Origin of the sequence: Pseudomonas sp. PLB05, assembly GCF_021106615.1 — a bacterium.
Classification (GTDB): Bacteria; Pseudomonadota; Gammaproteobacteria; order Pseudomonadales; family Pseudomonadaceae; genus Chryseomonas; species Chryseomonas benzopyrenica.
This window is the reverse complement of record NZ_JAJOHO010000001.1, coordinates 221915-236529: the sequence shown is the minus strand read 5'-3', so window position 1 is coordinate 236529 and position 14615 is coordinate 221915. Positions and strand designations below refer to the sequence as shown.

At 64.7% G+C, this 14615-nt stretch carries 13 protein-coding genes; 4 read left to right on the top strand and 9 right to left on the bottom strand.

Going from position 1 to position 14615, the window contains the following annotated elements; translation table 11 throughout:
* Window positions 1–7: 7 nt before the first annotated feature.
* From sppA to rluC, 3 genes are read right to left on the bottom strand one after another with little or no spacing between them, the layout of a single operon-like run.
* Complete coding sequence (sppA, locus tag LRS53_RS01070; protein ID WP_231354651.1) at window positions 8–1000, bottom strand: signal peptide peptidase SppA; 993 nt, start codon at window positions 998–1000, stop codon at window positions 8–10.
* The gene (locus LRS53_RS01065) at window positions 993–1679 is read right to left on the bottom strand and encodes an HAD-IIIA family hydrolase (protein WP_064307431.1); all 687 of its coding nucleotides are present in this window, start codon (window positions 1677–1679) and stop codon (window positions 993–995) included. Before LRS53_RS01065 ends, sppA begins: the two co-directional genes overlap by 8 nt.
* Complete coding sequence (gene rluC, locus LRS53_RS01060; protein ID WP_017641874.1) at window positions 1672–2625, bottom strand: 23S rRNA pseudouridine(955/2504/2580) synthase RluC; 954 nt, start codon at window positions 2623–2625, stop codon at window positions 1672–1674. Before rluC ends, LRS53_RS01065 begins: the two co-directional genes overlap by 8 nt.
* A gap of 705 nt (window positions 2626–3330) precedes the next feature.
* On the opposite strand from rluC, the gene rne reads away from it, so the two are divergent.
* Window positions 3331–6606: a ribonuclease E gene (rne, locus tag LRS53_RS01055; RefSeq protein WP_231354650.1), complete on the top strand. Its 3276-nt coding sequence runs from the start codon at window positions 3331–3333 to the stop codon at window positions 6604–6606.
* 631 nt (window positions 6607–7237) lie between these two features.
* Here rne and rpsI read toward each other — a convergent pair.
* The 6 genes from rpsI to LRS53_RS01025 form a co-directional block, all read right to left on the bottom strand.
* Window positions 7238–7630, bottom strand: a complete 393-nt coding sequence (rpsI, locus tag LRS53_RS01050; RefSeq protein WP_017640910.1) for a 30S ribosomal protein S9 — start codon at window positions 7628–7630, stop codon at window positions 7238–7240.
* A 15-nt stretch (window positions 7631–7645) separates the two neighbouring features.
* Window positions 7646–8074 (bottom strand): 50S ribosomal protein L13, encoded by a 429-nt coding sequence (rplM, locus tag LRS53_RS01045; protein WP_007160609.1) that lies wholly within the window; start codon window positions 8072–8074, stop codon window positions 7646–7648.
* A gap of 207 nt (window positions 8075–8281) precedes the next feature.
* On the bottom strand, window positions 8282–8983 hold the full coding sequence (nfi, locus tag LRS53_RS01040; RefSeq protein WP_231354649.1) for a deoxyribonuclease V: 702 nt from the start codon (window positions 8981–8983) through the stop codon (window positions 8282–8284).
* Window positions 8984–9037: 54 nt separating this feature from the next.
* Complete coding sequence (zapE, locus tag LRS53_RS01035) at window positions 9038–10132, bottom strand: cell division protein ZapE (protein WP_017640912.1); 1095 nt, start codon at window positions 10130–10132, stop codon at window positions 9038–9040.
* Window positions 10133–10218: 86 nt separating this feature from the next.
* On the bottom strand, window positions 10219–11565 hold the full coding sequence (locus LRS53_RS01030) for a tryptophan--tRNA ligase (RefSeq protein WP_231354648.1): 1347 nt from the start codon (window positions 11563–11565) through the stop codon (window positions 10219–10221).
* Between the two features lie 33 nt (window positions 11566–11598).
* Entirely contained in the window at window positions 11599–12234 is a 636-nt protein-coding gene (locus LRS53_RS01025) for an alpha/beta hydrolase (RefSeq protein ID WP_231354647.1), read from the bottom strand.
* A 185-nt stretch (window positions 12235–12419) separates the two neighbouring features.
* Between LRS53_RS01025 and LRS53_RS01020 the strand changes: the two genes are divergently transcribed.
* The 3 genes from LRS53_RS01020 (at window position 12420) to dapD (ending at window position 14607) form a co-directional block, all read left to right on the top strand.
* On the top strand, window positions 12420–12860 hold the full coding sequence (locus tag LRS53_RS01020; RefSeq protein WP_064307427.1) for a YhcB family protein: 441 nt from the start codon (window positions 12420–12422) through the stop codon (window positions 12858–12860).
* Window positions 12861–13136: 276 nt separating this feature from the next.
* Window positions 13137–13499 carry an ArsC family reductase gene (locus LRS53_RS01015; protein ID WP_007160615.1) on the top strand — a complete coding sequence of 121 codons (363 nt, stop codon included), beginning with the start codon at window positions 13137–13139 and terminating at the stop codon, window positions 13497–13499.
* Between the two features lie 73 nt (window positions 13500–13572).
* The gene (dapD, locus tag LRS53_RS01010) at window positions 13573–14607 is read left to right on the top strand and encodes a 2,3,4,5-tetrahydropyridine-2,6-dicarboxylate N-succinyltransferase (RefSeq protein ID WP_042137936.1); all 1035 of its coding nucleotides are present in this window, start codon (window positions 13573–13575) and stop codon (window positions 14605–14607) included.
* Window positions 14608–14615 lie beyond the last annotated feature (8 nt).

Here is a 14615-nt window from a genome sequence, read left to right as displayed (position 1 = left end):
CGCTGCCCTAGCGCAGCGTCGGACCCTGCCAGCCCATATAGAGGGCCAGACGCTCGGCGACGCTGGCGCCCAGGCGCTTGGCGAAGCGATCAAAGGGCGAATCTTCCTGGGTATAGTCCACCAGCCGCTCTTGCTTGATCACATCCCGCGCCACGTAGCTGGCACTGCCCAGGCCATCGATCAGCCCCAGGGTCAGGGCTTGCTCGCCGGACCAGACCAATCCGGAGAACAACTCGGGATGACCCTCGACCTTGAGCCGGTCGCCACGCCCTTTCTTGACGCTGTCGATGAACTGCTGATGGGTGGTATCCAGCACCTGCTGCCAGAAGCGAGCTTCCTCGGGCTTCTGCGGCTGGAAGGGGTCGAGGAAAGCCTTGTGCTCGCCAGAGGTGTAGACGCGCCGTTCCACACCCAGCTTTTCCATGGTGCCGACGAAACCGAAGGAAGCCGCGGTCACGCCGATGGAGCCGACCAGGCTGGCCTTGTCGGCATAGATGGCATCGGCCGCACTGGCCACATAGTAGGCGCCCGAGGCACCCAGGTCGGTGATCACCGCGTACAGCTTGATGTCCGGATGCAGGCCGCGCAGGCGCTTGATCTCGTCATAGATGTAGCCGGATTGCACCGGACTGCCGCCTGGGCTGTTGATGCGCAGCACCACGCCACGGGTGTTGCTGTCGTCGAAGGCCTTGCGCAGTGCCGTGACCACATTGTCGGCACTGGCCTTCTCGTCGTCGGCGATCACCCCCTTGAGCTCGATGAGCGCGGTATGGGCGCCGGACTCGGTCACGCCGCCCTTCTTGCCCAGCGACAGCAGCGGCGTGAACAGTACCAGCATGACGATCAGGTAGGCGAAGGTCAGCAGCTTGAAAAAGATGCCCCAGCGCCGCGCCCGCCGCTGCTCCCGCACACTGGCGAGCATGGTCTTCTCGATCAGGGCCCAGGTCTTGTCGTCCGCCGGACGCGCACGCCCATTGTCTTCCTTCCACTCGTCAGCCATGCCCTACCTCACTCCTGCCCACAACGTTGTCACCCAGCCACAGCGCCAGGTCCGCGAAAGCTTCGATCACCAGGCGCGGTCCGAAATCCCTCAGCACCTCGGCCGGCTGGGCACCATAGGCAACCCCGACCGCGGCGACCCCGGCGCGCCGGGCCATTTCCAGGTCGAACACCGCATCTCCCACCAGCAGGGCACGCTCCGGGGCGACACCGCAATGGGCGAGGATCTCCTGCACCATCTGCGGATCGGGCTTGCCAGCTGTCTCGTCGGCGCAACGGGTGATATCGAAGAACTCGCTCAGGCCATGCTGCTGCAGCGAGCGGGCCAGCCCACGCCGGCTCTTTCCGGTCGCCACGGCCAGTTGGTAACCCTGGGCGCGAAAGCGCTGCAGCCCACTCATCACCTCCGGAAACAGCGGCGATGCCTCCTGCTCGCGGCGGACGAACTCGGCGCTGTAGGCATCGCGAAAGCCCTCGATCTGCGCCGGAGTCACCAGATGCGGATAGAGGGTCTGGATGGCCGCGACCAGCTCCAGGCCGATGATGCCCTTGATGGCCACGTCGCTACGCGGCGGCAGCCCCAGCTGTTCGGCCGCCACGTGCATCACCTCGACGATCCGGCCGATAGAATCCGCCAGGGTGCCGTCCCAGTCGAAGATCAGCAGCTGGTAGTCAGGCATCCAGGCGCTCCAGCGTCTGGCTCCAGGTGCCGTCGACCGGCGCTTCCAGGCGCAGCTCACCGCCTTCGGGCAAGGGGATCACCAGACTCGCCGAGTGCAGGAACAGCCGCTTGCCGCCCAGCTCGCGAATCTCCTGGGAGAAGTCTTCATCACCGTATTTGGGATCACCGGCGATGGCGTGCCCGGCATGACGGGCATGGACGCGGATCTGATGGGTACGACCGGTCACAGGCCGCGCCTCGACCAGGGTGGCGAATTCCCCATAGCGCCGCAGCACGCGGAATTCGGTGAGCGCTTCCTTGCCTTCGTCGTTGACCTCGACCATGCGCTCGCCGGATCTGAGGGTGTTCTTCAGCAGCGGCGCATTGATTTTCTTCTTGGCCGCCGGCCAATGGCCGCGCACCAGGGCGTGATAGCGCTTGTCGACGCCATCGCCACGCAAGGCCTCGTGCAGGAAACGCAGCATGCTGCGTTTCTTGGCGATCATCAGCAGGCCCGAGGTATCCCGGTCGAGGCGATGGACCAGCTCGATATCGCGGGCCTCGGGACGCAGCTGGCGAAAGACCTCGATGACCCCGCCGGTCAGGCCACTGCCGCCGTGTACGGCGATCCCGGCCGGCTTGTTGATGACGATGAGGGCCTTGTCCTCATGGACGATGGACTCTTCCAAGCGCTCGAGCAGCCCCTTGGCCAGGGGTGCCGGCTCGCCGGGCTCGGACAGCCGCAGCGGCGGTACGCGAATCTGGTCGCCGGCCTGCAGACGATAGTCGGGCTTGATGCGCCCCTTGTTCACCCGCACTTCGCCCTTGCGCAGGATGCGATAGATGAGGGTCTTGGGCGCGCCCTTGAGTTGGGTACGCAGGAAGTTGTCGATACGCTGGCCGGCATAGTCGGCGGGCACATCGAGCAGTTGAACGCCGGTGCTGGGAGAAGGAGGCTTAGTCATCGGCAGATGATAGCAATTTTCCCTTATTTGAAGCACTTAAAGCTTGCTGCTATAGTCCGGAGGCGGTTATCAGTCCTGTCTGGATGGCACCGCTCGCGAGGCCGTCGATTCCGCCCGCGAATAATAGGCTGCAAATGCAATAGTCACTGGACGTCTGGCCGTCCAGCAGACCGCCGACTCTGCCCAAGGGGGTGAGTGGCGAGCTGCGATCCGCCTGGTAACCAAGGCAGCGGCACCCAGGGTGCCAGCTGTAAAACGACAACCGCTCCGGACCTTGCGGGCGGCACCAGATTCCTGAAGATTGTGTGCAGGATGGAGATGCACAACCAGCGTATCGCGTAGCCTGACAGTACGCCTGCAGCCCGCTTCGCGCCCAGCTTCGGCCAAGGTGACGATCGCAGGTGGAAGCCTCAAGGCCAACGGCCGATGCTCCAACCGCGACACCTGACACGAATCCCGCGACGACCCGGCTGCCCGAGCCTTTCGGCTGTCACGCCCGCACCATGCCTGGTTGATTCCTCCTTCTGCGGAGCTGCAAAGGCAGTCGCTCAAGCGCCTGCAGGAGACGTAGTCGCGGCACGCCCCCGGGCCTGCTGCTGGACACGAAGACCGGAGCTACTCCGGTTTCGATACGACCCCGTGCACCCTTCTCCTGAATCCTGTTGCCACCACGCGGGCCGAGAGCCTGGAACGTAGTGGTATTACATGAAGAGAATGCTCATCAACGCGACCCAGCCCGAGGAATTGCGGGTTGCCTTGGTCGACGGTCAACGCCTGTTCGATCTGGACATCGAGTCCGGAGCCCGCGAACAGAAAAAGGCCAACATCTACAAAGGCCGCATCACCCGCATCGAACCCAGCCTGGAAGCCGCCTTCGTCGACTTCGGAGCCGATCGCCACGGCTTCCTGCCGCTGAAGGAAATCTCCCGGGAATACTTCAAGAAGAACCCCGAAGGCCGCGTCAACATCAAGGAAGTGCTCTCCGAAGGCCAGGAAGTAGTCGTCCAGGTCGAAAAGGAAGAGCGCGGCAACAAGGGCGCCGCCCTGACCACCTTCATCAGCCTCGCCGGTCGCTACCTGGTGCTGATGCCCAACAATCCCCGCGCGGGCGGCATCTCCCGTCGCATCGAGGGTGAAGAGCGCAACGAACTGCGCGAAGCCCTGAACGGCCTGAACGCCCCGGGCGACATGGGCCTGATCGTGCGCACCGCCGGCCTGGGCCGCAGCACCGAAGAGCTGCAGTGGGACCTCGATTACCTGCTGCAACTCTGGTCCGCCATCAACGAAGCCTCGGGCGAGCGCAAGGGTCCCTTCCTGATCTATCAGGAAAGCAACGTCATCATTCGCGCCATCCGCGACTACCTGCGCCAGGACATCGGCGAGGTCCTGGTCGACAGCGTCGAAGCCCAGGAAGAGGCCCTGAGCTTCATCCGCCAGGTGATGCCGCAGTACGCCAGCAAGATCAAGCTGTACCAGGACAGCGTCCCGCTGTTCAATCGCTTCCAGATCGAAAGCCAGATCGAGACCGCCTTCCAGCGCGAAGTGAAGCTGCCGTCGGGTGGCTCCATCGTCATCGACCCCACCGAAGCCCTGGTGTCCATCGACATCAACTCGGCGCGCGCCACCAAGGGTGGCGACATCGAAGAAACCGCCCTGCAGACCAACCTGGAAGCGGCTGAGGAAATCGCCCGCCAGCTGCGCCTGCGCGACATCGGCGGCCTGATCGTCATCGACTTCATCGACATGACCCCGGTCAAGAACCAGCGCGCCGTGGAAGATCGCGTCCGCGAAGCCCTGGAAGCCGACCGCGCCCGCGTGCAGATCGGTCGCATCTCCCGCTTCGGCCTGCTGGAAATGTCCCGTCAGCGCCTGCGCCCTTCCCTGCGCGAAACCAGCGGCATCGTCTGCCCCCGTTGCAACGGCCAGGGCATCATCCGCGACGTGGAATCCCTATCGCTGGCCATCCTGCGCCTGATCGAGGAAGAAGCCCTCAAGGATCGCACCGCCGAGGTCCGTGCCCACGTACCCATCCAGGTCGCGTCCTTCCTGCTCAACGAGAAGCGCAACAGCATCACCAAGATCGAGTTGCGTACCCGCGTGCGCATCATCATCCTGCCGGACGACCATATCGAGACCCCGCACTTCGAAGTGCAGCGTCTACGTGACGACAATCCCGAGCTGCTGAACAGCCAGTCCAGCTACGAGATGGCCAACACCGAAGCCGAAGAGGTGCAGCCGGTCAGCTCCACCCGCACCCTGGTGCGCCAGGAAGCGGCGGTGAAGGTCGCGCCCGAGCGCGCGCCGGCCCCTACTTCGGTCACCGCCGAAGTGGTGGCGCCCGCCACCCCCGCAGCCAAGGCCACTGCCGAGCCGAACCTGTTCAAGGGCCTGGTGAAGTCCCTGGTCAGCCTGTTCGCTGGCAAGACCGAAGAGCAGCCGATGGCCGATAAGGCCGTTACCGCGCCGGTCGCCGCCAAGAGTAGCGACGAGCAGCGCAGCCAGGACGAGCGCCGCAACGGTCGCCAGCAGAATCGCCGCCGCGAAGGCCGTCGTGATGACGAGCGCAAGCCGCGTGAAGAGCGTCAGCCCCGCGCCGACCGTGGCGAGCGTAGCGAGCGCCCGGCCCGCGAAGAGCGCAAGCCGCGTGAAGAGCGTCAGCCCCGCGAAGAGCGTCAGGCCCGCGAAGACCGCCCGACTCGCGAGGAGCGTCAGCCCCGTGAAGAGCGCGCCAATCGCGAAGAGCGTCAACCGCGCGAAGAACGCCAGCCCCGCGAGGAGCGTCAGCCGCGCGAAGAGCGCCAGCCCCGTGAGGAGCGCGCCTCTCGCGAAGAGCGTCAGCCGCGTGAAGAGCGTCAGCCCCGCGAAGAGCGCCAACCTCGTGAGGAGCGTCAGCCGCGCGAAGAGCGCGTGAGTGCCGAAGAGCGTCCGGCTCGCGAAGAGCGCAAGCCGCGTGAAGAGCGTCAACCGCGCGAAGAACGCAAGGTGCGCGAAGAGCGTCAGGAAGCGGCCAGTGCCGAAGAGCTGAACGAAGAAGAGGTACTGGAAGGCAACGAGGAGCTGGAAGAAGGCGAAGAGCGTCCGCGTCGCCGTTCCCGCGGTCAGCGTCGTCGCAGCAACCGTCGCGAGCGTCAGCGTGATGCCAACGGCAACTTCATCGAAGACGAAGAGCAGAGTACTGCAGCCACCGACGCCCCTGTCGCGCCGGCCGCGGTCGCCCTGGGCACCGCCGTCGTGGTCAGCGAAAGCGTGACCGCCATTGCTACCCAGGAAGAGGTTCGTGACGTTCGCCAGCAGGAGCCGGCGGTCGCTGCCGACACCACCCCTGCCGCCGCCGAAGCGACTCAGGAAGCTGCGCTGGAGCAGCCTGCCGCAGACGCCCCTGCCCAGCCGGAGATCCTCACCCCCCAGGTGAGCCAGCTGCAGGACGAGCGTGCACCCCACCAGGAAGTGGAAATCGCCGCACCGGTCGCCGAGCAGGTCGCTCCGGTAACCGCAACCGCGCCCATCCCCACAGCACCGGTCGAGACCGACGCGGCAGAATCGGCTGCAGGTCGCGCCTCCAATGATCCGCGCGAGCGTCGTCGCCGTGAGCGCCTGGCCCGTGAAGCTGAGGCTGCCCGTGCCAAGCAGGCCGAGCAGGATGCGCAAGCCCCTGCCCTGGGTGCCATCGCGGAAACCGAGGAAACCTTCGCTACCGCAGCGGTAGGGACCGTAGAGCCGCAGCAGGCACCCGAGGCTCAGCCCGTCCAGGCCGCCGAAGAGCTGCCCGCCGCTGAAGCCGAGTCCGCGCCGATCGTGGTGGAAGAGCCCGTCGAAGTCGTGCCCAGCCCTGCCCAGGAAGAAGCGGCCAACGTCGCCCTGACCGGCGAGCACGATAGCCCCGCCGAAGCCCCCAAGGCCGACACGGTGCAAGAAGACGAAGCCACTCAGGCCGAGATCGACCGCAAGCGTAACGAGTCGCGGGAAAACCACACCCGCTGATTCTGGCGGTAGATGAAAAAGGGCGCCTTGGCGCCCTTTTTCATGCCCGGAATTCAAGGAGGTGCCAGGGCCTGTGGTAGCTGGTCAGCCCCACCCACGCCGCTCGGATACATCCCCGCGGGTTGGCGCTGAGCGTAGCAAGGCCCAATGCCAACACGGATGCATTGCCTGTTGGGCTTCGACGATAGAGCCGTATCAGCCCAACCTACGTTGCCTGGGTAACCCCCCATAGGTTGGCGCTGAGCGTAGCGAAGCCCAACGCCAACAGGGATGCACTGCTTGCTTGTTGGGCTTCGACGATAGAGCCGTCTCAGCCCAACCTACGTTGCCCAGGCACACCCCAGTAGGTTGGCGCTGAGCGTAGCGAAGCCCAACGTCAACAGGGATGCATTGCTTGCTTGTTGGGCCTCGACGATAGAGCCGTCTCAGCCCAACCTACGTTGCCTAGGCACAACCCCGTAGGTTGGCGCTGAGCGTAGCGAAGCCCAACGCCAACAGGGATGCACTGCTTGCTTGTTGGGCTTCGACGATAGAGCCGTCTCAGCCCAACCTACGACATCCTTGCTGGAAAAATGCCGGGCATAAAAAAACCCAGCCGCTTGGCTGGGTTTTTCGAGCGTGTCCCGAAGGATTAACGCTTGGAGTACTGCGGACGCTTACGCGCTTTGCGCAGACCGACTTTCTTACGCTCGACTTCACGGGCGTCACGAGTGACGTAACCGGCTTTGCGCAGGGAGCTGCGGTAGCCTTCGTCATACTCGATCAGAGCGCGGGTGATGCCGTGACGGATAGCACCGGCCTGACCGCTCACACCACCGCCAGCGACGGTAACGTAGATGTCGAACTTCTCCAGGGTCTCGGTCAGCTCGAGGGGCTGACGCACGACCATGCGCGCGGTTTCGCGGCCGAAGAAGGTGTCCAGAGCGCGATCGTTGATGGAGATCTTGCCAGTGCCCGGACGGAGGAAGACACGAGCGGTGGCAGTCTTACGACGGCCGGTACCGTAATTTTGAGTTGCCGACATGTTGTACTATCCCGATTAAAACTTGAGTTCTTGGGGCTGCTGAGCGGTGTGCGGATGGTTCGCACCCTTGTACACCTTGAGCTTGCGATACATGTCGCGGCCCAGCGGGTTCTTCGGCAGCATACCCTTGACGGCGGTCTCGATGACGCGCTCGGGAGCACGGGCGATCAGCTTTTCGAAGTTGATCGACTTGATGCCACCCGGGAAACCGGAGTGATGGTAGTACATCTTGTCGGTAGTCTTGGCACCGGTCACACGAACCTGCTCGGCGTTGATGACGACGATGTAGTCGCCGGTGTCAACGTGAGGGGTGTATTCGGGCTTGTGCTTGCCACGCAGGCGAGTGGCGATTTCAGTAGCCAGACGACCCAGAGTCTGGCCAGCAGCGTCGACGACGTACCAGTCGCGCTTAACGGTTTCCGGTTTTGCGGTGAAAGTTTTCATTCTCTATGGCCTCAGAGGCCGCCCTGGTAAAAAGACGGCAAATTCTACACAACAGTGCAACCCCAGACAAGTCAGGGGCAGCCGGAAACAGACGCTCTTCGGGGGCTCGGGTCGGCGTCCGCTACGGCGATCTCGGCAGGCTTAGGCATCCCCCGCCAAGAAAGCTGCGGCATGATACCCGTTCAGGGTAAAAAAGCAAGCAGAGAATCAGAAGGAAAAGAGCGCCTGGGTAGCCGCCGAGCCCTGACGGCGTGAGGCCAGGTGGTCTGCCAGCCGTGTGGGTTCCGGCAGGCGGTGGCGTCTGACGCAGGCCATGACCAGCGCGGGCGCGGTGGCCAGACTGACCCGGTGGCCGGGCGAGACGATCAGCGGCTTGACCCGATCCTTGCTGCGCAGCACCGTACCTATCGCCCCACCCTCGCGATTCAGCAAGTCGACCTGGCTGCCACGCGTCTCGGCGAGTTCGCCGTGGTGGCCAGTAAGGATTTTCTTGGCCACGCCGATCGTCGGCAGACCAGTGACCACGCCCAGATGAGCGGCGATACCCAATCGGCGTGGATGGGCGATGCCGTGGCCATCGCAGAACACCAGCTCGGGGGTCTCTGGCAATTCCGCCAAGGCCTGGAGCAACGCAGGCAATTCGCGAAAGGACAGCAAGCCTGGCACATAGGGCATCACGGTGGGGATGCGGGCGACGGCATGGGCCAGCGGCTGCAAGGTCTCGGCATCCAGCAGGACGGCCACCGCGCGGGTGATCTCGCCGCCCTCTTCGAAGCCTACATCGACACCGGCATAACGCCGCGGCGAGCCGAAGTCGTCGTGCAACAGGACCTGCTTGGCCAGTTGCTTTTGCAGGATGCGCGCCTGGGTAGGCGAGCCATCCCAATCGGCGAAGGGATCAGAATTCACACGTACCTCCCGAAAACCTGGGTCAAAGGATTGATCCTTCAACCCAGCCAGGGTTCAGGGCTTGTGCGGTCGAGCGAGGTACTCGTGGGACTGCATTTCCAGCAGACGGCTGAGAGTGCGCTGGAATTCGAACTCCAGGCGGCCACCGGAATAGAGGTCCTTGAGTTCGACCTCGGCGGACAGGATCAGCTTGACCTGGCGATCGTAGAATTCGTCGACCAGGTTGATGAAGCGCCGTGCCATGTCGTCCTTGAGCGCATCCATCTGCTCGACGTTGCTGACCAGCACCGTCTGGAAGATCTTGCCCAGCTCGATGTAGTCGTTCTGGCTGCGCGGACCGTCGCACAGGGCGCGGAAATCGAACCAGGCGACGTCTTCGCAGGTGCGGCGGGCGCGAATCTCGCGATTCTCGATCATCAGCGGTACGTCTTCGCAGAGGTCGTTGCACTCGACGGTGAGCGAACGGAAGCTCTTGGCCATCGCGGCCTCGACCTCCTCACTCAGTGGATAGTGAAAGAGCTGGGCCTGCTCCAGGGCGCGCAGGCGATAGTCCACGCCGCTGTCGACGTTGACGATCTCGGTGTGCTCCTTGAGCAGCGCGATGGCCGGCAGGAAGCGCGCGCGCTGCAGACCGTCCTTGTAGAGGCCGTCGGGCACGATGTTCGAGGTGGCGACCAGACTCACGCCGTTCTTGAACAGCTCTTCGAGCAGGGTCGCCAGGATCATGGCGTCGGTGATGTCGGAGACGAAGAATTCGTCGAAGCAGATCACCCGCGCCTCGTCGGCGAAGCGCCGGGCGATGATGGTCAGGGGATTCTTCTCGCCCTTGAGGGTGCGCAACTCTTCATGCACGCGCTTCATGAAGCGATGGAAGTGAGTGCGCATCTTCTGCTTGAACGGCAGGGCGTCATAGAAGGTATCGACCAGATAGGTCTTGCCGCGCCCTACCCCACCCCAGAAATACAGCCCCTTGACCGGCGTGACCGTCTTGCGCCCGAGCAGCTTGCCGAACAGGCCGCCCTTGGCCGCGGGCTCGGCGAGCAATTCATCATAGAGGCGCTGCAGATGGCGGACGGCCTCTTCCTGGGCAGCATCGTAGAAAAACTCCGGGCGCTTGAGGTCGGCCTGGTAACGCTCGAGGGGGGTCATGGCGGCTTCTGGTCGGGTGGGAAAAAAGGGTGGTCACTGTAATGGCGGTCCCTGGCGTTGACAACGCCGGGGACCGCGGGTGCCCTTTAGGCTTCGGCCAATTGCGCCAGGGCGGCGCGGGTGCGCTCGACAAGGGCGTCACGGGCGGCGGGGGAATCGCTGGCGACGCCTTCGGCCACCACCTGATCGTCCAGCAGCAGCTGGAAGCCGTTGCCGTCTCCCGCCACGACACTGGCCGGCGTCGCGACCAGCTGCTTGCTGGTGATGCCGGCGGTCTTGGCTTCGGCGAAGGGGATCGACAGCGCCAGTTCGGTGCCGTCGGTGTCGAGCAGGCGGAAGCGGAAGCTATCACCCTCACGGAAGCTGACGAAGCGGGCGGTCTTGCTGGTCTTCTTCTTGGTGCTGCCGACGGCGACCTGGGTCTTGAGCGAGCGCAGGCCCACGGCTTCGCGCAGTTCGCCGAGGAAGGGCGTGGCATCGCGGCGGGCCTTGGCGGCGCCGGCCAGCAGGATGTCTTCCAGATCGTCGGGACGGGCGATCAGCGCCGCATAGCGCTCGCGGGCTTCGCCCAGCTCGGCATCCAGTACCTCGAACAGCTGACCCTTGGCTTCGCCCCAGGCCAGGCCATCCTGCAGGGCCGCGCGGAAGGCCGCGCTCTGCTCGGGGGTGGCGAAGGCCTGGTAGAGGGTGAAGAGATGGGCGCTGTCAGGATCCTTGGGCTCGCCGGGCAGGCGCGAATCGGTGACGATCCGGGCGATGGCGTCCTTGAGCTGCTTGGCGCTGCCGAACAACGGGATGGTGTTGTCGTAGCTCTTGGACATCTTGCGGCCGTCGAGACCGGGCAAGGTGGAGACGCTTTCCTCGATGACCGCTTCGGGCAGCGCGAAGTAGTCGCGACCGTTGCCGAACAGGTGATTGAAGCGCTGACCGATGTCGCGGGCCATTTCCACGTGCTGGATCTGGTCCCGCCCGACCGGCACGCGCCGGGCGTTGAACATGAGGATGTCCGCGGCCATCAGCACCGGGTAGCTGTAGAGGCCCATGGTCACGCCCGCGTCGGGATCCTCGCCCTGCTCCAGGTTGCGATCTACCGCGGCCTTGTAGGCATGGGCGCGATTGAGCAGGCCCTTACCGGCGACGCAGGTGAGCAGCCAGGTCAGTTCGGGGATCTCGGGGATGTCGGACTGGCGATAGAAGGTCACGCGCTCCGGATCCAGGCCGCTGGCCAGCCAGGTGGCGGCGATCTCCAGGCGCGAACGCTGGATGCGCGCGGGATCGTCGCACTTGATCAGGGCATGGTAGTCGGCGAGGAAATAGAAGGAGTCGGCATCGGCGGCCAGGCTGGCGCGGATGGCGGGACGGATGGCCCCGGCGTAGTTGCCCAGGTGCGGGGTACCGGTGGTGGTGATGCCAGTGAGGATGCGAGTGGTCATGGAGGCGCTGGGAATCCGAGAGACTAACGAGGGTCAGGCCTGCAGGCGCGGCAGGACCAGATCTTTGAGTTCGACGAGTTTGCCATGGAAGAAATGGCTGCACTCGGCGACGCGGAGCAATTCGTGCGGCTGTTCGAGTGCGGCGGACCAGGCATAGACCCGCTCAGGGGTCACCACCTCGTCGGCTTCGGGCTGGATCACCGTGAGGCGCGCCCGCTGTGGCAGGCGACCGTCGACCGCGAAGCGCTCCACCGGCGGCGCCAGCATGAACAGCCGTTCCACCGCGACGCCCTCGCCTTCCAGGCGGCCGCCCAGGCAGGCGGCGACACAGGAACCGAAGGAGAAACCGCAGAGGGTCAGCGGCAGGTCGGGATGGTGCTCGCGCAACCAGGCCACGGCGGCCGCGGCATCGTCGATCTCGCCTTCACCGCCGGCATGCACACCGGCGCTGGCGCCGACGCCGCGAAAGTTGAATCTGAGGGTGGCCTGGCCGGCGTCCCGGGCGATGCGCTGCAGGGTGGCGACCACCTTGTTCTGCATGGCGCCGCCATGCAGCGGATGGGGATGGCAGAGCAGTACAGCGCCGGCAGGGGCGTCCGGGCTCTGGTACAGCGCTTCCAGAGTGCCCGCGGGGCCCTCCAGTAGCAGAGATTGTTCACGGGCTGACACGCTTGACTCCGTGACCCCGGACGAACAGTGCTCATCCAAGGAGTTGATTTTGATAGGGTCGATCCTGCGCGATGCCTGAGTGCGGGGTATGATGACGCCCAGCGAATGGCAGATGACGCAACCCAGTGTACAGGCTCGCCGGTCTGCCGTTACCGTAAAGCAAAGCCGCTCATAGAGGAAGTTTCGTGGAACAGTCGCTCACTACCTGGTTGTTGCCCCTGATCGCGCTGCTGATCGGGGTCGGGATAGGTTTTCTGCTGGCGCGCCTGGTGCCGGGTGCCGCGCCGAGCCGCGTGCAGCGCCAGCTGGATGACCTGCAGAAGAAGTTCGACGACTACCAGCACGAGGTCACCAGCCACTTCAGCACCACCGCCGGCCTGGTGCGCAAGCTCACCCAGACCTACCAGGACATGCAGTCGCACCTGTCCGAAGGCGCCGAGCGTCTGGCACAGGATGAGCTGACCCGTCAGCACCTGCTGGCCTCGCTGCACAGCGCCGAGCAGCGTTACCCGTCCAGTCGCGAGCGCATCGACGGTCCGACCGAAGCGCCGCGGGACTACGCGCCCAAGGGTGACGGCACCCCCGGCACCCTCGACGAAACCTACGGCGTGAAAAGCCGCGGTTGATCGCCAGGGCCGGGGACTCCCCGGCCTTCTGCTTTCCGGCGCCCGCCCTCGTCACTCGGGGCGCGACGTCCGGCCCTTTTCCGGCCCGTCATGGCATAATCCGCGGTTGTTAGAGCCTGTTCAAAGGCTCGCGAGCTAGAGCCAAACAAGGCAAAAATGGCTGAGGAAGCGGAGTTTACGAGTGGTAAATGAGCATTCCGAATGCCATTTTTAACGCCGTTTGGCCGACGCGCAGCAGACTTTGAGCAGGCTCTTAGTCTTTCGCAGGAGAACACCATGCCCGCAGCGGCCAGTGGCCTGAGCCTCTACGGCATCAAGGCCTGTGACACCATGAAGAAGGCCCGCCTATGGCTCGACGAGCACGGCCAGGCCTATCACTTCCATGACTACAAGCAGAGCGGCATCGACCGCGAACGGCTGGCGGCCTGGTGCGCGGAACATGGCTGGGACAAGGTGCTCAATCGCGCCGGCACCACCTTCCGCAAACTCGACGACGCCCAGAAGGCCGACCTCGATACCGCCAAGGCCATCGACCTGATGCTGGCGCAACCCTCGATGATCAAGCGCCCCGTGCTCGATCTCGGCGACCGTACCCTGCTGGGCTTCAAGCCCGAGCTCTATGCCGCGGCCCTGAACTGACCCCGCGGGCTCCGCCCCTACTACCGAACATCTCGCACCGACCGGATCGGTGCCTCTGCACAGGAACAGTCATATGTCGAATGCCCTCTTCAGTATCGCCTTCGGTGTCGGCACCCAGAATCGCCAGGACGCCTGGCTGGAAGTCTTCTATGCGCAGCCCCTGCTGAATCCCCCGGCGGCGCTGGTCGAGGCGGTCGCACCGCTGCTGGACTACCAGGGCGGCAACCAGGCCATCGCCTTCGCGCCGGCCCAGGCCCGCGGTCTGGCCGAAGCCCTCAAGGGCATCGATGCCGTGCAGTCGGCGTTGCTGACCCGCCTGGCGGAAAGCACCAAGCCGCTGGTGGCCACCCTGCTGGCCGAAGACGCCGCCCCCGCCTCCACCCCCGAGGCCTACCTGAAGCTGCATCTGCTGTCCCATCGCCTGGTCAAACCCCATGGCCTGAACCTCAGCGGCATCTTCGCCCTGCTGCCCAACGTGGCCTGGACCAACCAGGGCGCCGTGGACCTGGCCGAGCTGCCGGCCGAGCAGTTGGAAGCCCGTCTGCGCGGCAAGTTGCTGGAAGTCTTCTCGGTGGACAAGTTCCCCAAGATGACCGACTACGTGGTGCCGGCCGGCGTGCGCATCGCCGATACCGCCCGCGTGCGTCTGGGTGCCTACGTGGGTGAAGGCACCACCGTGATGCACGAAGGCTTCGTCAACTTCAACGCCGGTACCGCCGGCCCCGGCATGATCGAAGGCCGCGTTTCCGCGGGCGTCTTCGTCGGCAAGGGCTCGGACCTGGGCGGTGGCTGCTCCACCATGGGCACCCTGTCGGGTGGTGGCAACATCATCATCAGCGTCGGCGAAGGCTGCCTGATCGGCGCCAACGCCGGCATCGGCATCCCGCTGGGCGATCGCTGCACCGTGGAATCCGGTCTGTATGTGACCGCCGGGACCAAGGTGGCGGTGCTGGACGACCAGAACCAGCTGGTGCGGGTGGTCAAGGCTCGCGAATTGGCCGGTCAGAGCGATCTGCTGCTGCGCCGCAATTCGGAAACCGGCGCGGTCGAATGCAAGACCAACAAGACCGCCATCGAACTCAACGAAGCGCTGCACGCGCACAACTGAGTCCACAA